Here is a 21,385-nt window from a genome sequence, read left to right as displayed (position 1 = left end):
AAGTACCCGGCGCAACGCTCGACAAAGGATCTCGATGGACTGGTACACCGGGAACACCACCTACGACACGGTGCTGACGATCGCCTTTGGATTCGCGGCTTTCGTGCTGGTCGGCGGGCTATTCGCGCAGAGTCCGTACGGCCGCTTCGCCACCACGAAGGTCGGTTTCAACCTCAACCCGAAGCTCGGCTGGTGGTTGATGGAAGTCCCCGCGACGGTGGTCTTCGCGGTGTTCTATCTGACCGGCCCGAACCGGTTCGAGCCGACGCCGCTGGTGCTCGCGCTGATCTGGTTGCTGCACTACGGAAATCGCGGGTGGTTCTTTCCGCTGTCCATCCGGCAGGTGCCGGGCAAGCGCGGCAGCTTCAACGTCTCGGTGCTCGGCATGGGCATGTTCGTGACGGCACTGCACGGCTATCTCAATGGCGCGTTCTTCAGCCATGACTACCGGCATCAGTACGACACCGGTTGGCTGACCGATCCGCGCTTCCTCGTCGGCGTGGTGGTTTATCTCTGCGGGTTCATCGTGCTGGTCCGCTCCGAGGCGATCGTGCGCAACCTGCGCGATAAGAACAACCCGGGAGCAACGGAATACCGAGTGCCCTACGGCTTCGGCTTCCGATTCGTCACCAGCCCGGCCTACCTCGGCGAGTTGATCGCCTGGGCCGGCTTCGCCCTGCTGACCTGGTCGCTGGCCGGTGTGGTGATCTTCCTGATCACCGCAGGCAACCTGGTGCCGCGCGCCTTTGCCACGCATAGGTGGTACCGCGAGAAGTTCGCCGACTACCCGGCGGATCGAAAGGCTCTGATTCCCTTCGTGGTGTGAGGCCACGCGACCTGCTCATCCGATGTCGACACGGGCCGCCTGGTGGCAGCCCGGCAAAGCGCCGGTTCGTGGCTACAGTCGGGGGTATGGGCATCGAGTGTTCGAGCGTCGTCGCCGTTCCCCGGGCCGAGATCTTCGCATGGCATGCCAGACCAGGTGCGTTCGCCCGGCTGGCGCCACCATGGCAGCCGGTGTCGCTGGTGGCCGAGGCAGGCTCGTTGCGGGACGGTCAGGCGGTGCTCGGCCTGCCCGGCGGGCTGCGCTGGGTCGCCAGACACGATCCAGCGGGCTACGAGCCTCCGCATCGGTTCGTCGACTCGGTCGCCGTCGACGGCCTCGGTTCGCTGCCCGCCAAGCTGCTGCTGCGGTGGCGGCACACGCACGATTTCGAGGTCGTCGACGACGACCACACGCGAATCGTCGATCGCGTGGAGTCACCGGTGCCCGCTTTCGCGCTGCGCTCGATGTTCGACTATCGGTATCGGCAGGTCGCCGACGATCTGGCCGCGCACGGCCGGGCGGCCGAGCAGGGCTTCGCCTCGTCGACCATCGCGATAACGGGTGCGTCCGGATTGGTCGGGTCGGCCTTGGCCGCGTTCCTGACCACCGGCGGGCACACCGTCATCCGCTTGGTTCGCCACGTGCCGAGCGATGCGAATGAAAGGCGCTGGGACCCAGCGGATCCGGCCCCTGATCTGCTCGACGGTGTCGACGCGGTGGTGCATCTGGCCGGTGCGTCGATCGCGGGTCGTTTCACCGACGAGCACAAGCGGTCGATCGTCGAGAGCCGCATCGGCCCGACCCGCAGGCTCGCCGACCTCGCGAGCCGCACGGGAGTGCCCACCTTCGTCAGTGCTTCGGCCATCGGATATTACGGCTATGACCGGGGCGATGAGGTCCTGCGCGAGGACGCTTCTCGTGGTGACGGGTTTCTGGCCGATGTCGTCGCCGATTGGGAAGCGGCCACCGTCCCGGCTTCGGCGGCCGGGGTCCGGGTGGTGTCGGTGCGCACCGGGATCGTGCAGTCGCCGCGCGGTGGCACGCTGCGGTTATTACGCCCGCTCTTCGCCACCGGACTCGGCGGCCGGATCGGCGACGGCAACCAGTGGCTTTCCTGGATCGGGATCGACGATCTGGTGGATGTCTATCACCGGGCACTGTGGCAGGGTGGACTATCGGGCCCGGTCAATGCCGTTGCACCACAACCGGTTCGGAATATCGACTACACCAGGATCCTGGCCGCCGTGCTGCACAGGCCCGCCCTGCTGCCGGTGCCGGAGTTCGGTCCCGGCCTGCTGCTCGGCGCACAGGGGGCGCAGGAACTCGCGTCCGCCAGCCAGCGGGTGGCGCCCGCTCGACTGGAATCGGCCGGTCACACCTTCCGCATGCCGGACCTGGAATCGACGCTGCGCCACCTGCTCGGCCGCACTCGCTCCTAGCCCGCGGGAGCCGAGCGGGTGCGCAGCAACTGCCGTCCGTCGAGATAGCCGCGGCGCAGGAAGCCGGGTGAACGGCTCAACTCGTTTGGATCGGGCGAAATGTCTGAAATCGCGGCGACCGGTGGAAACGCCGGATAACCGCGCTGGTATCAGGCCGGCTGTGCGGTGAGCAGGTGGCTGTGGCGCTCGCCGGGGGTGAGCGTACGAAAGACGCGGGTTCGGGCGATAGCAAGAAGGGAGTCGAGACTTGGGGGAACTGTCCAGATTCGGGCGGTGCCGTCGCCGGAGGTAGTGACGAGGGCGGTTGCGTCGGGTGACCAGGCGACGCCTTCTGTCCAGGCACCATGGCCTCGAAGGATGGCTATCTCCACGGCCTGGACGGTGTCCCAGACCCGGGCGGTCCCGTCGTCCAGGCCTACGGCCAGGCGGTCGTCGCCCGGGGCCCAGGCCAGATCGCGGACCACCTCCTCTTGGTGTCCCAGATCCCGGATGAGCTCCTGCGTCGACGGATCCCACAGCAGTAGCCGCCGATCGCGGGATCCGGTGGCGATCGTGGTGCCATCGGGTGACCATGCGACGCCGGTGACCGAGTTGGTGTGGGTGGTGATAACGGCGAGTTCAGCGCCGTCGGCCGACCAGATCCGGGCGGTGCCGTCATTGGAGCCGGTGAGCAGGCGGGTGCAATCGGGGGACCAGACCAGGGCACGGACCATGGCTCGGTGCCCCCGGAGCACGGCCAGTTGCTCCCCGGCGGCCGACCACACCCGGATCGTGTCCTCCCGGCCGCAGGTGGCCAGCCGATCACCGGTCGGTGAGAAGCGGACGCGACGGACGCCCTCCCGATGCCCGATCAGACGGTGGACCTCGTCGCCAGCGGAGGTCCACAGTCGAACGGTGTTGTCATAGGAGGCGGTCGCGACCAGAAGCCCGTCGGGCGAGAATGTGACGCTCCGGACCTCGTCGTCATGGACGAGCAAAGCGATCTGTTCTCCGGTGGCGGCGTTCCACAGGCGAGCGGTGCCGTCCCGAGAGCCGGTCGCGATCGTGCGGCCGTCCGGAGACCATGCACCGGTACGGACCCAGCCGGTGTGCCCCGACAGCCGGACGAGTTCGGGGGTCGCAGCAGCGTCCCAGATTCTGATCGTTCCGTCCCGCGATGCGCTGGCGATCCGGGAGCTGTCGGGGGACCAGGCGACGTCCTCGACCCAATCACCGTGACCGCGGAGAACCGCTTGCTCCTCGCCCTCGTCAGCCGTCCACATCCGGACAGTGCTGTCCCGGGAGCAGCTGGCCAACCGGGAGCCGTCGGGCGACCACGCGAGCGACTCGACGTTGGACTCATGGCCGCGCATCAGCAACCGCTGTTCGGCGCGGGCGATATCCCACACCCTGACCGTTGTATCCCGCGATGCGCTGGCGAGCGCCGTTGCGTCCGGCGACCAGGCGACGGCCTCGACCCAGCCACGGTGACCGCGCAACAGCGTCGGTGCCCCGTCCTGTCGCGGGGCATCCCGGTCGTCTCGAGGAGGCACTCCCCAGATCCTGATCAGACCATCCCCCGACGCGGACGCCACCGGCCAACGACCGCCATCCCCCTCCGGCACGGACGTAGCGGGCACTGGCGCGAACTCGACGTCTTGAACCCAATCCTCGTGGCCGGTGAGAACGCCTGCTGTAGACCCGTCCGAGGCCGTCCACAGGCGGACCTGACCATCGCGGGAGGCAGTGGCGATGAGCTCGCCGTCGGCGCGCCAGTGGGCCGCCTCCAACCGGTGGGTGTGCCCGGTGAGAACGAACAACTCGGTCCCGTCGACGATGTTCCAGACACGGGCCGTCTGGTCCTGTGCGGCGGAGACCAATTGAGTCCCGTCGGGCGACCACCGCACTTTCGACACCCGGTCGGTGTGGCCACGCAGTACCCGCGACTCCCCTGGCTCGGCCAGGTCCCACAGCCGGACGGTGTGATCGTGCGAGGCGGAGGCGAGCATCGTGCCGTCGGGGGACCATGCGATGCCCCATACCCAGTCGTCGTGGCCGCGCAACAGAATTCGCTGCCTGCTCGTCCACAGCGCCCGATGGAGGGCCCGGACCGCGGCAACCCGGACAGCACACTCCTCGATGGCCGCGATCGCGAGAAGAATCGCAAGCTCCGGATCGTGGTCGACAGTCAAGGTGGACTGGGCGGCCAGCGAATCCGACAGCCGTTCCCGCCAGGCCAGATCGTCGTTGCGGGATGCGGCGAGGAATTCCTCGATTTCGGGTACCGCGTCGCCGTGCTCGGACCACCGCATGGCCGTCTCGAGACGTTCACCGCGCAGCAGAAACGCCCGCTGACGCCCGGACCGCACCCATTCCGTCGCCCAGCGTTCCAGCTGAGTGCGGCGGCGTAGCTCGTCCGCATGCGTCTCGACCTGCTGTTTCAGCGGTGCCCAATACCGGAACAACGCCTCGTGCGCGACGTCGAGCACCGGTCCCTCGTCGTCGGTCCTCGACGTGACCAGTCGCACGTTGACGAACACGTCGGCGATCTGGGCTTCGGCGCCGGTCAGATCCGCTCTGCGCACCCGCCGCCGAGTTGGCTCAGGTCCCTCCCAGGTGACGAATTTCAGCAGTGTCCGCAGCACTTCGTCCTCGCCGTGGCTGCCTGCGAGCTCCTGTAGCACCCGTTCGGCGCGGCGCGAGATCGCTCCCCGCACCCCACCGAGACTCAGATAGTCCTCTTTGGTAATCGTCGAACGTCCACGGGTCGCGTCGAACAACTGATGCAGCAGATATGCCAGCAGCGGCAGGGCGTCGCCGCCTCCGGTCTCGGTGAGCATGCGGCTGACCAGACCTGGTTCGAACACCTTCCCGGCGAGTTCGGCGGGCCCTTCGATCACCTGGCCGAGCGCCTCGGTATCGAGGACTCCCACCGTCACCGGGTTGTGCGCCAGATGCGCGAAACGGGAATTGAGCAAATCGGTGAGGAACTCCGACCTGATCGTCGCGATCACCCACAACTTCGGAACGAGATGCAGCGTCTCCCGCACCAGGTCGAGCAGCTCCTCGGCTTCTCCAGGGCCGGACAGCGTGTAGAGCTCCTCGAACTGGTCGATCACGATCACCTGCCGACGTTGTCCCGCCACCATCCGCAACCGTCGCTCGAGCGCCCGGTGCCCGTCGGCGCGCAATAACGCCTCGATACCGTCTGCGTTGCCGACTGGCGGCAGCTCCGCCAGCGCGTGCGCCAGCGCGGCCACGGGCTCGGTGCCCGGCTGGAACGCCGGAACGACGAGCCAGCGGCCGCGCTGGCCGAGTGTCGCCATGACACCGCCCTGCACAAGGGACGACTTCCCGCTGCCCGACGGCCCGACGACCGTGATGAACCGGTGGGCATACGCCCCGGCCGCCGGGTTCATCCGGTCGACTATCTCCTCGATCTGCAGCGATCGTCCGAAGAACACGGCCGAGTCCAACGGGGTGAACGGTTCCAGCCCGGGATACGGCGACCGATCCGAATTCCACAAACGTCGCTTCGGTCGCTGTTTCACCAGCTCCTGGGCGACCAAGCTCGCGAACGCCACCACGAATGCGGGGATGACCGCCAGTAACGACCTGTTGTTACCCGTGATCAGCGACAACGATGTCGCCAGACCGAGCACGACCGCCGCGACCATCCACAGCTGGAGGTTCCGCAGGAACCCCGTGGACCACTTCCTCCGCGTCCGCACCCCACTATGATTTCGGAGAATTCGTCCCCTCGCTGGGTTTTCCTCAGGTGAATTCGCCTGAGGCCGACCTGTTTTCGGGGCCAAGCTAGTCCGCGCGCGGGGTTCGGCATTCGATATGGGATGCAACGTATTCGGCGTCGCGACCGACGCCGCGTTGTTGGTCGGGGCCCACAGCCGGCCGCCTTGTCGGGCTCCGCCGATTCCAGTGGGCGGAATCGCGATGACAGGAGTGCCCGACCCCCTCCCCGCGGTGGTTCGCAGCCCGGCGGCTGGTCGCAGGCGTTTTTTACCAGGTCCCCGACTTCGGCGGTTGCTTCCCCGCCGAGACCAGCACCGGCTTGTGCAGGTCGAAGTATTCGACCTCACCCATGAGCTTGCTTTCCTCCTCGAACAGCGACCTCAGATCATCGGGTACATCCACCTTCTCGTGGGAGCGAGCTTCGGCCTCGGAGGTGAAATACACCGCCTCGACGTATCCGTCGCCGCCGAATGTCGCCAAGGTGCCGCCGAGAATCTCCGGGCGCAATTCATGCATGCGGTCGACGGACTGTGTCAGCAGTTCATGCATCCGGCCCGCATCGCGCGTGTGGCCCTCCATGATCTGCACGAACCCGGCCTCGTCGGAGCCGCCCCCCATCCACTGCGTTACTTCGGGGCAGTCCATGAATGTGACGGGCCCGTCGAAGCATTTTTCGGTCTCCGCCCACCATGCGCCTTGCTCCGGACGCGCACTGTTCCGTCGTGCCGCGTCTTCGGATTCGAATCTTGCCAAGGCGATGAATGTCCCGTCGTCACACAGTCCGCCGGTCGTTCCGAGGTAGCCGGTGGCTCCCGGTTGCAGTTCCTCGGTCCATCGATCCATGCATTGACGTAGTCGGTTGGGGTCGGAGGCTTTGCCTTGAATGACTTGGATGAACATCGAGTCCTCCTCGCGCGGAGCGATCACTCCGCATCGTCACGGGGCCGACGCCTCGTGGTCCACCGAGGGCGTGGAACCGCACGGCCCGCGAAGGCAGCCGCCGCACAGTTAATCGTTCGCTACGGGCAAGCTGTGCGCAAGTGCGGCTGCTCACCGATCAGGTGGACCCGCGCCCAGCGTGAACCCCTCCCCGCCGGGGGTCCACGACTGAATGCTCGGCACCGTCGGCGCGGGTCCGGTCGACACCGCGTGCGAGGTCACCGGCCACGTGAGCGTGCTCAGCGCGACGGCCCCGGCTCGGCGTGTGCGGCAGTGCACGTGAGTCCGTCGGCGCGGCGACCGGCATCGCCACGCCGACGGGGCCGGACGAGCGCAAAGACGCACCTGCCCAGCGATTCTCGACGCGGCAACCGGCACCACCACGCCGAGGGAGCCGGACGCGCGCGGAAAACGCACCCGCCCAGCGGTTCTCGGTCTCCCGGTCACGCGACCGGGATCTCCGCGAAGGACGGCGAGGTGAACTCGACCATCGCGCCGTTCGGTGTGGAGCTGACATACGGAATCGGATCTTGCGTGGTCACGGTGATAGTCAGGCGGTGTCCGGCGGGCAGATGCCAGAAGGTCGGCGCCAGATCCCAGGCGACGGTGTTCGGTACACCGGGCGTGAGATCGTGTCGGGTGAGGGGGAACTGGGTGATCTGTACCGCGTTGCCCGCCGGGTCCTCATCGAAAAGGATGCCGATCACGGTCAGATCCGGTGTCGGCGGTCGCACGGTCAGGCTCAGCGATGGCGTGCCGGACACCGTGGCCCCTCCTGAGAACGGTTCGCCACGCCACACTCCGGCGGCGCCGCGGTCGATCGAGCCGATGGCGGTGGGCGGGACGATGCCGAGTTGTGCGGCGACGCCGCTGATGTAGGGGATCGCGGCGACAGCGGTGGTCGGCGCGGAACGCAGCGCCTGCGACCAGTCGCCTGTGCTGTCGCCGAGCGCACCCGCCGCCGGGGCGGACAGTTCGAAATGGCCGCGACAGCGAGGCAACAACTCAGCGTCTTGGTACCCATGGTCGGTCCCTCGGCCTCAGAGTGCGGTCGCGAGCGACAGCAGATTCGCCAGTACCGACATCGGCGACATCATCAGGTAGCCGACCAGGGTGCCGAGCAGATCAGGGGCAGGAAGTTGACCGTTCACGAGTCCTCCGCAGCTGCGCTCGATCACAGGTGTGATCTCTTATGCACACTATGAAAGCATTCTGAGCACATTTGCGCACGAGATAGGTGGCAACGTGGTGCAGAATCACAGCGGAAGCGGGGACGCGGACAGGGCCCATGGCGGATTGCCCTTGGCCCTGTTGTGGTGTCTATGAGTCCACAGCGGACGGATGTCTGTCGCTGAGCGCTCACCGCGGCGGTGTGACTACCCGTCGTGCGTCACGCGCCGGGACCGGGTGAGCAGGTTCCCGTCCACCCGCACCAGGACATCGTGCACCACGGTGCTCGGATTGATCTCCGGTGCGCTGCCCGGTCGGATCTTGACGACGAGACAGTAGGCGGTTGACACGATGGTGCCGTCTTCCTGCGGCCGCAGATTGATCATGTTGAACCAGTGCCTGCGCTGCATCGGATCGGTCTCGAATCGCTTGTGGAACTCGACGAGATCCGCGACGATGCCCGCCCGGGTGCGCGCGGGCGGGCGGCCCGGTGTGTGCTCGAATTCCGCGTCCTCGGTGAATGTTTCGGCGTAGCCGGTGATATCGCGGTCGTCGATCCGCTGCATCTGATCGGCGTAGAACTGCTGAACCTCGGCGTACAACTCGGTCCGGCTGGCGACGGTGGTCATGTTCGCTCCTGGTGCGGCGGGGATCTCTGCTGCAGGTCACGGTGGCCGATCGCGCTCGAGCCCTGCTCGAGTAGCCGCATGCACCGCCGCGGGTTGACCAGAGCTATAGGAGACCGGACGAGTCTGGAGCTCGAAGAGCCCGGCGAGTTCGGATATTCGAGCGATGGAGGAGTCATGGCGGAAAGTCGGCGCGTCGCGCTGGTGACAGGAGCGACCAGTGGCATGGGTCTGGAGATCACCAAAAGTCTGGCAGGTCAGGGCATCTCGGTGTTCATCTGTGCCCGCGACCAGCAGAAGCTGACCGATACGATCAAGGATCTGCAGGACGAGGGCAATGAGGTCGACGGCACCGTCTGCGATGTCGGCGATCCCGCGCAGGTGCGGGAGTACGTCGAGGCGGGTGTCGGCCGATACGGTCCGATCGACATTCTGGTCAATAACGCGGGTCGCAGCGGCGGTGGCGTGACCGCCGAAGTGACCGACGAGCTGTGGTTCGACGTGATCAACACCAACCTCAACAGCGTCTTCCTGATGACCAAAGCGGCACTGACCGCGGGCGGCATGCTCGAGCGCGGCCGCGGGCGCATCGTCAATATCGCCTCCACCGGCGGCAAACAGGGGGTCGTGCACGGTGCGCCGTACTCGGCGTCCAAGCACGGTGTGGTCGGGTTCACCAAGGCGCTCGGGCTGGAACTCGCCAAGACCGGGATCACCGTGAACGCGGTGTGCCCCGGCTTCGTGGAAACTCCGATGGCCGAACGGGTTCGGGAGGTCTACTCCGGGCTGTGGGGTGTGGACACCGACGAGGTACACGCTCGAGTCAGCGCCAGGGTGCCGATCGGGCGTTACGTGCAGCCGTTCGAGGTAGCGGCGATGGTCGACTACCTGGTCGGCCCCGGCGCGGGAGCGGTCACCGCTCAGGCGCTGAATGTCTGTGGCGGACTCGGCAATTACTGATCTGGTCGAAAGGTCTTTCAGCGATGACAACAGTAGAAGAGAACGTGGCGGAGGAGCAGCGCGACTACCTGCGCACCCTCGAAGCGATTCAGACGGGCGCATTGCGACTGCTCGCCGGATTTCCTCGGCAGCCGAGCGCGCTACGGATTCAAGTCGGCGAGGTGACCGTCGAAGCGGAGTGGGCCGTCGCCGCGCCTACGCAGGCGGCCGGGTCCGCGGTGCTGCCCGACGTCCTGGAAAGCGCTGGCGGCCAGGAAGTCACGGCGCTCGACCCGGTGATTCGCGCGCCGAGCGTCGGGGTCTTCTACCGCTGTCCGGAACCGGGTGCGGATCCGTTCGTCGCGGTGGGTGATCGGATTTCGGCCGGTCAGCAGATCGCGATCGTCGAGGCGATGAAGTTGATGATCCCGGTGCACGCACCGGTGAGCGGAGTGATCACCGGCGTGCTCCACGAGGACAACGAACCTGTTCAGTTCGATGACGCGCTGTTCTCTTACGTCCCGGAATGAGGAAGGGCGCCCGACCGGGTGATTCGAGCCGAGGGCGGATTCAGGCGGCGGGCCGGATCCGCCGCCAGGTCAGCACTCGGCGCTGTGCCCGGCCCTCGACCTGGGCGGTGCCGATCAAGGTGAGCGTGTCGCCGGTGAGCGAGAGCTGCCGCACCTGTTCGGTATCGGCCAACGCGGGGTTGGAGCACACGGTGATCGCGTGCACCAGCTCCGCACCGGATCGCCGCCACGTGCCCGCATACCCCATGAACGGATTCGCTCCGACGGCGTGGTCGGTGCGCATCATGCTCACCGACATGTGCCCGTTCGGGTCATAGATGAGCAGCCCGCGCGGCGCGTCCCCCAGCGGCCCTTCGCTGCGCGTATCCGAATCATCAATATCGAAGTAGGACAACAGCTGCCAGGTCCCGACGAGATCGGTTGCGTTCATGGTGAACACCTTGCGCGCCGCCGCTCGAATCACGCTCTAGAGCCGACTGTTCTGTTCGGGTCAACCTTTCGGATCTCGCCCAGCAGACCTCGGCACGAAATCTGCCATGTCAGCGGGGTTCGGTCCGCAGCGGCTGGGCCGCCTGCTGGTTCGAAGCGACGGGAGCGAGCAGCTGTCGACGGCCCAGCCACCGTCGGATCACGAGTAGATCGCTGCCATCTTTTCCTGGTACCACTGCCCGGGCGTGGTACCGGATCCCGATTCCTCCTCGACCGATCGGAGCCGCGGCAGCGGCTCGATCTGCGCGTCATGGTTGGGGAGGTGGAAGAACGGGATGGATACCCGAGCGTTGGAAGCGCCCTGTGGGGGGTTACACACCCGGTGCATCGTGGAGACCCATCTGCCGCCGGTCCAGAACGCCATCATGTCACCGATATTGATGACGAAGCTGCCCGGGACGAACGGTACGTCTTGCCAGTTGTCGCCGTGGCGCACCTGTAGGCCGCCGATGTCGTCTTGGTAGAGGATGGTGAGGCTGCCCCAGTCCGTGTGTGCTCCCTTGCGCAACTGACCGGGCAGCGGAGCGCCGGTCGGGGGGTAGTAGTAGTTCGCGACGATGGTCGAGATGTGCTGGTCGATCTTGTCGGCGAAGAATCCGCGATCTAGGCCGAGGGCGAGGGCGAACAGTTCCATCAGGTCTGCGGCCAATCGCTCCATGGCGTCGGCGTATTCCGACCAGGTCTCGCGAAAACCCGCTGGAGTGCGCGGCCAGAGATTGGATCTGGTCCACGGCATGGTGTCGTCGCCGAACTGTGCCAGGAACTCGGGGTGGCGATCGCCGAGAACGTTGCAGCTGAAGATCTCGCAGAGGTCGGTGGGGGTGTCGTGGCCGATGCTCTTGGCGGCGCTGCCCGCCTGATATCGCAGTCCGCCTGTCGCGGAGGTGGCCAAGACTCGGTCCTTCTCGGCGCGGGGTAACTGGAAGAATTCCAGCGTGGTCGCGTACATGCGGTCGATGAGTTCGGGTGTGACGCCGTGTTCGGCGATGACGAAGAACCCGGAGGTCTCACACGCGGTGCCGATGGCCTGAGCTATCGCTGCGCGGCCGTCGGTGGTGTGTTTCGAGGACAGGTTGATCACGGGCACGTAGTCGTCGACGATGGTGATCGGTGCGGAGTTGCCGATATCGGTAGGCACTGATGTCTCCTCGAGGGGCTGAAGGGTTGGAAGTGGCGGTGAGTTCAGTTCTGCAGGGTCTTCAGCTCGCTTCCGTCGAGATCGGTTGTCGGCCGGGTCTTGTCGGTGTCGATGACCAGCCATCCGATCAGCGCGGCGGCGATCAGGACACCGGCGGCTACGGTCAGCGCCACCGAAAAGCCGTGCACCGTTGCGGAATCGGCCCTGCCGACCGGACCGCCGTGCCGGACCAGTGCGGCCGCGGCGACCGAGGCGGCCACAGTGTTGAGCAGCGCCGTACCGAGCGCTCCGCCGAGTTGTTGCGCGGCATTGAAAGCCGCGGACGCGATACCCGCTTCGGTGGCGGAGACCTGCGACGTGGCCAGACCGGTCGCGGGTGTCATGACGCAGCCGAGTCCGAGCCCGATCAGCAGTTGCGCGGGCAGCAGGTACAGCAGGAAGACATTGTCCGTTTCAGCGGTCAGCCGAGTCAGGATCAGCATTCCAGCCGTGGTGACCACCAGTCCCGATACGAGCAGCACCCGCGGTGTGGTCTTGGATAACAGCGATTCCGCGACGACGGTGGCTCCGACGGCGATACCTGCTGCGGTGAGCAGGAATACGACACCCGCCTGCACCGGTGAATACCGCAATATTCCCTGCATGTAATAGGTCATGAACAGGTAGAAGCCGAACATGGCCACCTGGGTGAGCCCGATGGTGAGCAGCGTGCCGCCGCGGACGCGGTGGGCGACGATCCGCAGCGGCAGCAGCGGGTGTCTCGTGCGCGACTCCACCAGTGCGAACAGCGCCAATAGTGCCGCGCCGCCAACCAATAGAAGCAGAACGACCCGATCACCCCACCCCCGTCCCTCCGCCAGCGTGAATGCGTACACCAACGCCACCAGGCCGGCGGCGCTCGAGATCGCACCGGGTATATCGAGACCCCCCATACCCGACTGCGGAGCATCGCCTCGCAGGAAAACGGACCCGGCCATGGCCACCGCCGCGATGGGCACATTGACGTACAAACACCAGCGCCAGTCCGCATGCTCGGTGAGAAGCCCGCCGACGACCATGCCCACAGCAGATCCACCAGCGCCGACTGCCGCGAAAACCCCGAAGGCCCTGCCTCGTTCGCGCGCCTCGACGAATGTCGTGGTCAACAACGACAGGGCCGCGGGCGCGAGCAACGCGGCGAACACCCCCTGCGCGGCCCGGGCGCCGAACAACAGTGCCGCACCGTTGGCGGCGCCGCCGAGTACCGACGCGACCGCGAACCCAGTCAAGCCGATCACGAAAGCGCGCCGGTGACCGATCGATCCACTGATCCGGCCGCCGAAGAGCAGGAGACCGCCGAAGGCCAGCGCGTACGCGGTGATCACCCACTGCCGATTCGCGTCGGACAAACCCAGTTCGGACTGCACCGATGGCAGCGCGATATTCACGATCGTCGCGTCCAGCACCACCATCAGTTGTGCTGTCGCGATAACCGCCAGCGCCCACCAGCGATGGTCGCCATGGGTGTGCCTACCTGGTCTTCCTGTTGATTTCATGCCCACCTCTCGTACGTTGGTCTATCGCTAGAACATTGGTCTAGTGATTGATCAACGTACTAGAGTGGGGGCATGAGTGCGGCCACGAATGAGACTCAGATCACAACAAGCATGGGGAAGGGTGGCCGGAAGGCGGATACAGCCTCGCGCAACGTCTGGCTCAAGCCCGCTCGCACGCCACGAGACGAACCCACGCTCAATCGGGCCCGGATTATCGACGAAGCTCTCGCGCTACTCGACAGCGAAGGCATCGAACGACTGACCATGCGGCGGTTGGCCGAACGCCTGGGACATGGCTCGACGACTCTGTACTGGCATGTCGACACCAAGGACGATGTTCTCGACCTGTGCCTCGACGCCATCTACGGTGAGGTGCCGCTGCCCGAGCACACCGGGGATTGGCGCGGCGAAATCACCGTCATGCTCATCGGCTGGCGCACTGTGATGTTGCGGCACCGGTGGTCGACCACCCTGGTGGGGCGTCCCATGATCGGACCGAACATTCTGGCGCACATGGAGTTTCTGCAGGCGTCACTGCTTCGCGCCGGGCTTACCGACGCATGCCTGGCTGCGGCGACTTGGGGGTTGTACAACCATGTCATGGGCGCGGCGGTTTCGCGTGCCGGCTGGCTTATGCCTGCCGATGAGCGGGCTCAGGCGCAACAGCACCTGGCCGCGCATGGTGACCGCTATCCAACCCTCGCCGCGCACGGCTACATGCTCGACGACGACTGGGACGGCACGTTCACCCGCAGCCTGGACTACCTCCTCGACGGCATCCAAGCGCAAATCGAGCGCGGCGGAGCCTGAGGAACTGGTAGCTCCCTACCTGAACAGGACACCGACCCTCAGCCCCAGAATCCCACGATGCTGGTGCCGGGAAACCGCTTGACCTCTTGCATCCACGCCACGCAGTCTTCGATCCCCTCCAGCACATCCGGCTCCAGCGCGGCGCGCTGTTCGGGGAGTGTCGCGGTCCATCGGTCGAGTGCGGCCAAGCAGTCCCGTTCGGTCCACTCGCCACAGCCGGCCTGGGTCGGATGCGGCAGACCCGCCGGCAAGCGATTGCCCGCGAAGGCGCGCACGCTGACGCGCATACCCAAGGCCGCCAGGCCTTTGTCGACCCGGGCAGGCCAACCGAAATCGAGCGGCCCCCACAGGTTGTCGAGTTCCGCACCGAGCACCGAACACATGCTCTCGTAGACGTCCAGGTAATCGTTGGCATACCGCTGATCGAACGGGCCACCGTCGATCACCGTCCGCAGCGCCTGGACGGCAGTGGGCGCGCCGTCGGCGATGTGCTCGGCGTAGTCCTCGTCCAGCTGAGCCATGGCCGCCGCGCACTCGACCGAAATGCGCTCGAAGTGACCGTCGTCCTTGGATCCGACCACCCCGGCGACCGTGTCCAGGTCAACTATGTAGAGACTCAGGAAGTAGCCCACGGCGGGGAGTCTATGTCCTTGTTGTCATGCCAAGCATGTCGGTAGGCTGCCGCCGTTGTAGGCAACCATCTCGTCGAATATCGACAGCACATCGAGTGGCTCGCCTACCGGGCCGCCGTCGAGCTCCGCATAAGCGCGGTACAGGTTTCCGACGATTCGTTCGGCGTCGACGAGGTCAGCGAATTCGCCGTGGTCGACCTGCCGCGCGACCTCCAGCGGGGTCAGCCGCAGCGAGCGGCCCTCGGCGGCCAACTCCTGGATCCATTGCAGGTAGCGGGCCGTTCGGTCGAGTACTTCCGGGCCGGTGACCGGGCCATGTCCGGAGACAACGGTTTTCGCACCGAGCGCCGCCAGTCTGCGGACGGCGGTGCGGGATCCACTGACCGAGCCCATCAGGCAGAACGGCGCCGCGCCGGACATCACGATGTCGCCCGCGAACAGCACGCGCTCTTCCGGGAGCCAGGCCACCACGTCGTTGGTGGTGTGGGCGGCGGGACCGAGGTGGATCAGTTCTACTCGTCGATCGCCGACGTGCACGGTGATTCGACTGGCGAAGGTGATGGTGGGGAGGGTGACTCGCACGTCGCCCCACGCCACATCCGGCCACAGTTGCGTCAGTGCGAGGCCGGTTTCGATCATCTCGGGGCGGATGCGGTCGTGGCCGAGCACGACCGCGGTTGGCCCGAAGAGATGATTGCCGAAGTTGTGATCACCGTGGTGATGGGTGTTCACGATCGTCCTTGCCGGGCCGACGCCCAGTGCGTCGACGAAGTCGACCAATGCGCGAGTGCGGCCCTCGGTGGCCAGGGTATCGATCACCAAGGCGCCGTTCGGGCCTGCCAGTACGCCCGCATTGCTGACGCACCAGCCGCCGCGACTATGGGTGTACGCGAAGACACCATCGGCGACCTCGCGCACGACCGGCGCGGCGAGCTGGGGGAGTCCGGTCGATGTCATGTCGCCGACTTCGTGACGTCGGCCTGCTGCGCCGCGGCATACCGCACCGCGCACAGCAGCGTATTGCGGCTGTTCGTCCCGAGCGCCTCACCGAGATAGGCCCTCGCGTCCGCCAGATCGGTTTCGGCGCCGAGGATTTCGCGTGCCTTCTCCGGGTTGATGGCGACAGTGTGCCGCGCGGTCACCACCGCGCCGTCCGGGCCGTCGGCGAATTCCCAAGCGCCACTGTGCCCGAACAGCATGGCGGGCGGCATCAGCTGCTTGTAGTCGATCCGGGTGCCATCGAAGCAGACACGCACCGACTTGGTGGTGTGCGCGATTCCGCCCGCGGTCACCGTGTCCATCTCCATCAGCTGGACGCCATCGGCATCCTCGGTGAGCTCGATCCGGCTGACATGCGGGACATACTCTGGCCATCGCTCGCTGTGATAGATGAAGTCGTAGAGCTCGGCAGCGGACGCGTCGAGCACGACGGTGTCCTCGAAGGTGTGGATGACATCGTCGACCGGTTGGCCGAGTTCCGCGATGCGACCGAGCGCCGCGAGCTCGCTCACGCTGTTGCGATCCACCGCACCGGCGACCAGCTCGGCATCGACACCGTCCACCACGGTGAAGCGGTGGTCCAACGTCACTTCGGTCATGCCGGTTTCGATCTCGCGGAAGGCCCAGCTGCCGCTCATGGAAGAGATCGGCGCCCGGCTGCGCTCCTGTTCGAACGAGATCCGGCGCTGGTCGCGATCGAGCACCCGCCGCGACGTCCAGTTCGTCACCTCGCCATTGACGGTGGCCCACAACCGGAATCGCTCTTCATCCGGTCCGCGGTGCAGGTGGCGCACCAGCACGCTGGGCCCGAAAACCACCGGCCAGCAGCTCACATCGGCCACCAGGTCATAAACGACTTCCGGCGCCGCCTTGACGACCTGGGTATGCCTCATGTCCCGGCCAGGCGCGCTCATGCCGCACCCCGCAGCTGGTTGTTGACGATGTCGATCAGTTCCTGCGGTGTCTTGACATCGATGAGTTGTTCCTCCGGGATCATCACCCCGAAATCGCGCTGGATCCGCGACGCGGTCTCGATCAACGCCAGCGAGTCGTAGCCGAGCTGTTCGAAATCGACGGTCGAAATATCACCGTTCAGTTCGGCGATCTCGTCGCCGCCCGCGCAATCCACGAGGATCTGTCGCAGTGCTGTGATGGTCATGGTCATGATCGGCTCCTGGGGGTGATACGGATTAGGCGGGGATGCTGCGGACGACGACCGCGGAGTTGAAACCCCAACGGCCACGGGCCAGGACGAGGGCCGCGCCGACAGTGGCGGGCCGTGGTTCACCGAGCACCAGATCGATCCGGCAGTCCTCGGCGAGCTCGGTGGTGTTGGCGGTCGGTGGGATCAGCGCGTCGCGCATCGACAGCAGCGCGGTCACGATGTCGAGGGGGCCGGCACCGGAAAACAGCCGTCCCGTCAGTGGTTTGGTGGCGGTCACCGGTACGCCGCCCGCGCCGAAGATCCCCTCGATTGCAGCGGCTTCGTCGCGGTCGCGGTCGGGAATCCCGGAGGCGTCGGCGAACACGACATCGACATCGCCGGGGCGAAGGCCCGCGTCCGCGAGCGCCAGTTCGGCCGCACGGCGCAGGCCGGAGGGCCGCTGCGAGTCGGGGGGCGGATCGAATGTGGAGGCGTATCCGGCGATTTCGCCGTGCACCTTGGGCACGCCGCGCGCTCGCGCTGCCGCCGCATCCTCCACCACCAGCATCGCACCGCCCTCGCCTGGCACATAACCCTCGGCGGTGACATCGAAAGGCAGGTAGGCACGCGACGGTTCGGTCGCGGTGCTGACCGCGCCGCTGGACACATGCGAGGCCCAACCCCACGGGTCGAGCGCCGAATCGACGCCGCCGGTCACCACCAGCGGGGTGCCGCGCCGCACCGTGCGCCGCGCATGCCCGACCGCGTCCAAGCCGCCGGCCTGTTCGGCCACCAGCGCACTGCTCGGTCCACGCATGCCGTGCCGGATCGAGATCTGGCCGGTGTTCACCGCGTAGAACCAGGCGAAGGATTCGTACACGCTCACGTGCTGCGAGCCGAGCGACCACAGCTTGTTGAATTCGCGGTGGGTGAATTCGAAACCGCCGGAGGCGTTTCCGGTCACCACACCCATGTCGTAATCGGTGAGTGCGGCGGTGTCCACCTTCGCGTCGTCCAACGCCCACTGCGCCGCGACCAGCGCCATCCTGGTCGACACATCGGTCTGCGGCAGCAACCGACTCGGCAGGTGCTCGGCCGCGTCGAAATCGGCGACCTGCCCGGCCAACCGCGCCGTGGACCCGCTGGTGTCGAACCGGGTCAGCGGCGCGATCCCGCCACGACCCTCCAATACCGCGTCCCAGAACCGCTCCAACCCGAGACCGTTCGGGGCAATCACTCCCATTCCCGTCACCAGAGTCATGCCGCCGCACCCTTCGGGTGGCGCAGCACCATCGCGCTCTGGAATCCCCCGAACCCGCTGCCGACGGTGAGCACCGTGTCCATCCGGTGATCCCGCGCGACCAGCGGCACATAGTCCAGATCGCACTCCGGATCGGGTTCGTGCAGGTTCGCCGTCGGCGGCACCACCTGATATTCGAGCGCGAGCAGCGAGGCCGCGATCTCGACCGATCCGATCGCGCCGAGCGAGTGGCCGACCATCGACTTGATCGAGCTCATCGGGGTCTCATAGGCATGCGCACCGAGACTGCGCTTCACCGCCGCTGTTTCGTGCCGATCGTTCTGCCGGGTGCCCGAGCCGTGCGCGTTGATGTAGTCGACCTCGGTCGGGTCGATTCGCGATTCATCCAGCGCCACCCGGATCGCCTCGGCCATTTCCCGGCCGTCGGCCTTGAGACCGGTCATGTGGTAGGCGTTGCACCGGGTCGCGTAGCCGGAGATCTCCGCGTAGATGTGCGCACCACGGGCGCGGGCGCTGTCGTACTCCTCCAGCACGAACATCGCAGCGCCCTCGGCAAGCACGAACCCGTTGCGAGAGTTGTCGAATGGCCGCGAGGCTACCTCGGGCTCATCATTGCGCGAGGTGGTCGCCTTGATCGCGTCGAAACAGGCCACCACGATCGGGGTGATCGGAGTGTCGGACGCGCCCGCGAGCATGACGTCGGCGGAGCCCTCGCGAATCAGCTGCACCGCGTGGCCGACCGAGTCGAGGCCGGAGGTGCAGCCGTTGGAGACCATCGCGACCGGTCCCTCGGCGCCCACGCTCCAGGCCACCTCCGCGGGCATCACGCTCGGGATCATGTAGTCGAACATGTGCGGCGACAGGTAGTTCTCGTCGACCAGCCAGTTCCGCCCTGAGTCCGAAAGCACCAGGTACTCCTGCTCCAGGCTGGTGGCCGCTGCCACCGCGCTGCCGAGGCTCACGCCGAGCCGGTGCGGGTCGAGCGACCCGATGTCCAGCCCGCTGTCGGCCACGGCTTCCCGTGCGCACACGACGGCGAACTGGACGGCGCGGTCCATCCGCCGAATCTCTCGTGGCGACAATCCCTCCAGGACCGGATCGAAGTCTGCCTCGCCCGCTACCTGGGATCGGTACGGCGCGGCGTCGAAGAACGAAATTCGGCGGGTGGCGGTGCGGCCCGAGGACAGTAGCTTCCAGAACTCGTCCTTGCCGGATCCACCCGGCGCGCGGACACCGAGTCCGGTGACAACAACTCGGCGGGTCATCTCGCACCACCGGTGACGAAGGTGTGCATAGCTGTATCTCCCTTCACGCCGACGAGGTTCTCGCCATTCCAGCGTTGATCGGCACCAAGCATCCGACGGCGTCCTCGAACCTCACTCGAGTCCAGGAGTCGAGTTGTTCTCTAGCGGGCGCGCGGAAGCTGTTGGGGGTAATCACGTGGCCGGCGTTACCGAGCACAGGAGACACGCGTGAAGATGTCAGCAGACGGCCGTAACGGCGCAGCGGAGTGGATTCTCTGCCCCGGCTGCCGGATTCCGGTGTACGGCAAACGATTCGTCCGCGACCTCGGCGTCTGCGCCGAATGCGGCAGGCACGCCCCGATCACCGCCGAGCAGCGCATCGAGCAACTCGCCGACGAAGGCCGCTTCGAACCGCTCGCTGTGGCGTCGACCGACGACGATCCGCTCGACTTCACCGACACCAAGTCCTACCGGGACCGGCTCGCGGCGGCGCGGGCCCGCACCGGGATGCGGGACGGGGTGCTTTGCGCCTTCGCGACGATCGAGGGCAGCCCGGTGATCATCGCGGCCATGGATTTCCGTTTCCTCGGCGGCAGCCTGGGCACCGCGGTCGGCGAAATGATCACCGAGGCCGCGGAAACCGCACTCGCCGAGCGCACGCCGCTGCTGATCGTCACCGCCTCCGGCGGCGCTCGCATGCAGGAGGGCGCGCTGTCGCTGATGCAGATGGCCAAGACCAGCGCGGCGCTCGAACAACTCGATCGCGCGGGCATACTCACCATCACCCTGATCACCGACCCCACGTACGGCGGCGTCGCGGCCTCCTTCGCGACCCTGTCCGACGTCCTCATCGCCGAGCCGGGCGCTCGACTCGGATTCGCTGGGCGTCGGGTGATCGAGCAGACCATCCGGCAGGAACTGCCCGCCGAGTTCCAGACCGCGGAATTCCTGCTTGCCTGCGGACTTATCGACATGATCGTGCCGAGGGCGGGACTGCGGCAGGCGCTCGGTGCGCTGCTGCGCGTCGCGACACCGGTGGAATCGGCCGCGGGGCCCGCACTTGCCGATCCGGGCACCATCACCGATCCCGATCTCGTCTCGGAAACCGATCCATGGGCCCAGGTGCGTCGGGCACGCTCGCCGAGCAGACCGACCGCGCTCGACTACTTCGCGCTCGCCTTCGACGGGTTTCGGGAACTGCGCGGCGACCGGATCTCCGGTGATTGCGCCGCCGTGGTCGGTGGTCCGGCCTGGTTGGGCGATCAGCCGGTCATGGTAATCGGGCAGCAGAAGGGACACGAGCCGAAGGAGTTGATGGAACGCAACTTCGGCATGCCCACGCCGGCCGGCTACCGCAAGTCGGCACGACTCATGCGCCTCGCCGAGAAACTCGGACTGCCGGTGATCACCTTGATCGATACACCGGGCGCCTATCCGGGCGCGACCGCGGAAGAGCAGGGGCAGGCGATTGTCATCGCCGAGAACATCCGGTTGATGTCCGCGCTGCGGGTGCCCGTGATCAGCGTGGTCATCGGTGAGGGCGGCAGCGGTGGCGCGCTGGCACTCGGCGTCGCCAATCGGGTGCTGATGTTCGCCAACGGCACCTATTCGGTGATCAGCCCGGAGGGGTGCGCTGCAATAGTCTGGAACGATCCCGCCGCGGCCCCGAATGCCGCTGCGGCACTGTGTCTCACGGCGCGCGATCTGCTTCGGCTCGGTGTGGTGGACGCGGTGCTGCCCGAACCCGGCGACGACGTGGGCAGCGCGCCGGTGGCGGCCGCGAACCAGTTGCACCGCGCCCTTGTCGCGAACCTGCGCGAGTTGAGCGGCCGCGACGGCGAGGACATCGCGGCCGAACGGCGGGCGCGCTTCCGGCGCTTCGGTGCGCGGCGGCAGGCCAGGGTCCGGTCGGTGGCGTAGGGGATCGGGAGACGT

The 21,385-nt window shown here is 66.6% G+C and carries 19 protein-coding genes; 6 read left to right on the top strand and 13 right to left on the bottom strand.

What is annotated here, in order from left to right; translation table 11 throughout:
- The first annotated feature begins 34 nt into the window (after positions 1-34).
- Complete coding sequence (locus ACFQZZ_RS19650; protein ID WP_378682526.1) at positions 35-826, top strand: 3-oxo-5-alpha-steroid 4-dehydrogenase; 792 nt, start codon at positions 35-37, stop codon at positions 824-826.
- Positions 827-912: 86 nt separating this feature from the next.
- Positions 913-2,265, top strand: coding sequence for a TIGR01777 family oxidoreductase (locus ACFQZZ_RS19645; protein WP_378682523.1), 1,353 nt, complete (start codon positions 913-915; stop codon positions 2,263-2,265).
- A gap of 149 nt (positions 2,266-2,414) precedes the next feature.
- Here the strand turns inward: ACFQZZ_RS19645 and ACFQZZ_RS19640 are convergent, their stop codons facing one another.
- From ACFQZZ_RS19640 to ACFQZZ_RS19625, 4 genes are all read right to left on the bottom strand, one after another.
- Positions 2,415-5,975, bottom strand: a complete 3,561-nt coding sequence (locus ACFQZZ_RS19640; protein ID WP_378682521.1) for an AAA family ATPase — start codon at positions 5,973-5,975, stop codon at positions 2,415-2,417.
- A gap of 286 nt (positions 5,976-6,261) precedes the next feature.
- A complete protein-coding gene (locus ACFQZZ_RS19635) occupies positions 6,262-6,894 on the bottom strand; it encodes a hypothetical protein (protein ID WP_378682518.1) in 633 nt (210 codons plus the stop codon).
- Between the two features lie 482 nt (positions 6,895-7,376).
- Positions 7,377-7,934: a CocE/NonD family hydrolase C-terminal non-catalytic domain-containing protein gene (locus tag ACFQZZ_RS19630; protein WP_378682515.1), complete on the bottom strand. Its 558-nt coding sequence runs from the start codon at positions 7,932-7,934 to the stop codon at positions 7,377-7,379.
- 375 nt (positions 7,935-8,309) lie between these two features.
- Complete coding sequence (locus ACFQZZ_RS19625) at positions 8,310-8,732, bottom strand: nuclear transport factor 2 family protein (protein WP_378682512.1); 423 nt, start codon at positions 8,730-8,732, stop codon at positions 8,310-8,312.
- A gap of 174 nt (positions 8,733-8,906) precedes the next feature.
- Between ACFQZZ_RS19625 and ACFQZZ_RS19620 the strand changes: the two genes are divergently transcribed.
- Positions 8,907-9,689 carry an SDR family NAD(P)-dependent oxidoreductase gene (locus tag ACFQZZ_RS19620; protein WP_378682509.1) on the top strand — a complete coding sequence of 261 codons (783 nt, stop codon included), beginning with the start codon at positions 8,907-8,909 and terminating at the stop codon, positions 9,687-9,689.
- 23 nt (positions 9,690-9,712) lie between these two features.
- Positions 9,713-10,198, top strand: a complete 486-nt coding sequence (locus tag ACFQZZ_RS19615; RefSeq protein ID WP_378682507.1) for an acetyl-CoA carboxylase biotin carboxyl carrier protein — start codon at positions 9,713-9,715, stop codon at positions 10,196-10,198.
- Positions 10,199-10,238: 40 nt separating this feature from the next.
- Here the strand turns inward: ACFQZZ_RS19615 and ACFQZZ_RS19610 are convergent, their stop codons facing one another.
- From ACFQZZ_RS19610 to ACFQZZ_RS19600, 3 genes are all read right to left on the bottom strand, one after another.
- On the bottom strand, positions 10,239-10,628 hold the full coding sequence (locus tag ACFQZZ_RS19610; protein ID WP_378682504.1) for a lipocalin-like domain-containing protein: 390 nt from the start codon (positions 10,626-10,628) through the stop codon (positions 10,239-10,241).
- Positions 10,629-10,826: 198 nt separating this feature from the next.
- A complete protein-coding gene (locus ACFQZZ_RS19605) occupies positions 10,827-11,825 on the bottom strand; it encodes an isopenicillin N synthase family dioxygenase (RefSeq protein ID WP_378682501.1) in 999 nt (332 codons plus the stop codon).
- A 44-nt stretch (positions 11,826-11,869) separates the two neighbouring features.
- The gene (locus ACFQZZ_RS19600) at positions 11,870-13,360 is read right to left on the bottom strand and encodes an MFS transporter (protein WP_378682498.1); all 1,491 of its coding nucleotides are present in this window, start codon (positions 13,358-13,360) and stop codon (positions 11,870-11,872) included.
- A gap of 72 nt (positions 13,361-13,432) precedes the next feature.
- Here ACFQZZ_RS19600 and ACFQZZ_RS19595 point away from each other — a divergent pair, with 72 nt between their 5' ends.
- Positions 13,433-14,170 (top strand): TetR/AcrR family transcriptional regulator C-terminal domain-containing protein, encoded by a 738-nt coding sequence (locus ACFQZZ_RS19595; protein ID WP_378682495.1) that lies wholly within the window; start codon positions 13,433-13,435, stop codon positions 14,168-14,170.
- A gap of 38 nt (positions 14,171-14,208) precedes the next feature.
- On the opposite strand, the gene ACFQZZ_RS19590 is transcribed toward ACFQZZ_RS19595, so the two are convergent.
- From ACFQZZ_RS19590 to ACFQZZ_RS19565, 6 genes are read right to left on the bottom strand one after another with little or no spacing between them, the layout of a single operon-like run.
- Entirely contained in the window at positions 14,209-14,802 is a 594-nt protein-coding gene (locus tag ACFQZZ_RS19590; RefSeq protein WP_378682492.1) for a hypothetical protein, read from the bottom strand.
- 24 nt (positions 14,803-14,826) lie between these two features.
- Entirely contained in the window at positions 14,827-15,759 is a 933-nt protein-coding gene (locus tag ACFQZZ_RS19585) for an MBL fold metallo-hydrolase (RefSeq protein WP_378682489.1), read from the bottom strand.
- Positions 15,756-16,715 carry an aromatase/cyclase gene (locus ACFQZZ_RS19580; protein ID WP_378682487.1) on the bottom strand — a complete coding sequence of 320 codons (960 nt, stop codon included), beginning with the start codon at positions 16,713-16,715 and terminating at the stop codon, positions 15,756-15,758. Before ACFQZZ_RS19580 ends, ACFQZZ_RS19585 begins: the two co-directional genes overlap by 4 nt.
- Complete coding sequence (locus tag ACFQZZ_RS19575) at positions 16,712-16,966, bottom strand: acyl carrier protein (protein ID WP_378682484.1); 255 nt, start codon at positions 16,964-16,966, stop codon at positions 16,712-16,714. Before ACFQZZ_RS19575 ends, ACFQZZ_RS19580 begins: the two co-directional genes overlap by 4 nt.
- Before the next feature lie 25 nt (positions 16,967-16,991).
- A complete protein-coding gene (locus ACFQZZ_RS19570; protein WP_378682481.1) occupies positions 16,992-18,206 on the bottom strand; it encodes a ketosynthase chain-length factor in 1,215 nt (404 codons plus the stop codon).
- The gene (locus tag ACFQZZ_RS19565; RefSeq protein ID WP_378682479.1) at positions 18,203-19,471 is read right to left on the bottom strand and encodes a beta-ketoacyl-[acyl-carrier-protein] synthase family protein; all 1,269 of its coding nucleotides are present in this window, start codon (positions 19,469-19,471) and stop codon (positions 18,203-18,205) included. The genes ACFQZZ_RS19570 and ACFQZZ_RS19565 overlap by 4 nt, the downstream gene beginning before the upstream one ends.
- A 213-nt stretch (positions 19,472-19,684) precedes the next feature.
- Between ACFQZZ_RS19565 and accD the strand changes: the two genes are divergently transcribed.
- Positions 19,685-21,370, top strand: coding sequence for an acetyl-CoA carboxylase, carboxyltransferase subunit beta (accD, locus tag ACFQZZ_RS19560; protein WP_378683145.1), 1,686 nt, complete (start codon positions 19,685-19,687; stop codon positions 21,368-21,370).
- Positions 21,371-21,385 lie beyond the last annotated feature (15 nt).

This window comes from Nocardia sp. GCM10030253 (genome assembly GCF_042675075.1).
GTDB lineage: Bacteria > Actinomycetota > Actinomycetes > Mycobacteriales > Mycobacteriaceae > Nocardia.
Note: the sequence above shows the minus strand (reverse complement) of the source record. Positions and strands in the feature narration are given on the sequence as shown.

Bases quoted from the DNA above. Each gene is read 5' to 3' on its own strand.
- ACFQZZ_RS19650 (WP_378682526.1), top strand. From the start codon at position 35: ATGGACTGGTACACCGGGAACACCACCTACGACACGGTGCTGACGATC.
- ACFQZZ_RS19645 (WP_378682523.1), top strand. From the start codon at position 913: ATGGGCATCGAGTGTTCGAGCGTCGTCGCCGTTCCCCGGGCCGAGATC.
- ACFQZZ_RS19635 (WP_378682518.1), bottom strand. From the start codon at position 6,894: ATGTTCATCCAAGTCATTCAAGGCAAAGCCTCCGACCCCAACCGACTA.
- ACFQZZ_RS19625 (WP_378682512.1), bottom strand. From the start codon at position 8,732: ATGACCACCGTCGCCAGCCGGACCGAGTTGTACGCCGAGGTTCAGCAG.
- ACFQZZ_RS19620 (WP_378682509.1), top strand. From the start codon at position 8,907: ATGGCGGAAAGTCGGCGCGTCGCGCTGGTGACAGGAGCGACCAGTGGC.
- ACFQZZ_RS19615 (WP_378682507.1), top strand. From the start codon at position 9,713: ATGACAACAGTAGAAGAGAACGTGGCGGAGGAGCAGCGCGACTACCTG.
- ACFQZZ_RS19610 (WP_378682504.1), bottom strand. From the start codon at position 10,628: ATGAACGCAACCGATCTCGTCGGGACCTGGCAGCTGTTGTCCTACTTC.
- ACFQZZ_RS19600 (WP_378682498.1), bottom strand. From the start codon at position 13,360: ATGAAATCAACAGGAAGACCAGGTAGGCACACCCATGGCGACCATCGC.
- ACFQZZ_RS19595 (WP_378682495.1), top strand. From the start codon at position 13,433: ATGAGTGCGGCCACGAATGAGACTCAGATCACAACAAGCATGGGGAAG.
- ACFQZZ_RS19585 (WP_378682489.1), bottom strand. From the start codon at position 15,759: ATGACATCGACCGGACTCCCCCAGCTCGCCGCGCCGGTCGTGCGCGAG.
- ACFQZZ_RS19580 (WP_378682487.1), bottom strand. From the start codon at position 16,715: ATGAGCGCGCCTGGCCGGGACATGAGGCATACCCAGGTCGTCAAGGCG.
- ACFQZZ_RS19575 (WP_378682484.1), bottom strand. From the start codon at position 16,966: ATGACCATGACCATCACAGCACTGCGACAGATCCTCGTGGATTGCGCG.
- ACFQZZ_RS19570 (WP_378682481.1), bottom strand. From the start codon at position 18,206: ATGACTCTGGTGACGGGAATGGGAGTGATTGCCCCGAACGGTCTCGGG.
- ACFQZZ_RS19565 (WP_378682479.1), bottom strand. From the start codon at position 19,471: ATGACCCGCCGAGTTGTTGTCACCGGACTCGGTGTCCGCGCGCCGGGT.
- accD (WP_378683145.1), top strand. From the start codon at position 19,685: ATGTCAGCAGACGGCCGTAACGGCGCAGCGGAGTGGATTCTCTGCCCC.